This window comes from Psychrobacter sp. Cmf 22.2, from assembly GCF_001921745.1.
Lineage (GTDB): Bacteria > Pseudomonadota > Gammaproteobacteria > Pseudomonadales > Moraxellaceae > Psychrobacter.
Window position 1 is genome coordinate 1 of the sequence record NZ_MRYA01000072.1, and the last position, 245, is coordinate 245.

1 protein-coding gene is annotated in these 245 nt (G+C 49.4%); it reads right to left on the reverse strand.

Features of this window, described 5'->3' with window-relative positions; translation table 11 throughout:
* The coding region (locus tag BTV98_RS13350) for a DUF3482 domain-containing protein (RefSeq protein ID WP_143505784.1) at window positions 1-245 on the reverse strand (245 nt) is incomplete at both ends.

Consider the following 245-nt stretch of genomic DNA (forward strand, 5'->3'; position numbering starts at 1 on the left):
GCTACTGAGTGATGACCACTGCGGTTTGCCACGGGCTTTTTTGAGCTCACTTGGCAATTTATGTGTCGGCCATGGTGTGACAGTATTGCTTTCGTCATCTAACGACTGTTCAATACTGGATTTCTCACCTTTATACAGCAATTGCGTGGCATCAGTTGCTGCATGACCACGGTGACGCAGAGCGGTGAGTAAATCTATCGCTCGAGTGGCGAGCAAGGTTAGGGTGGCAGGGTCGATATACAAAC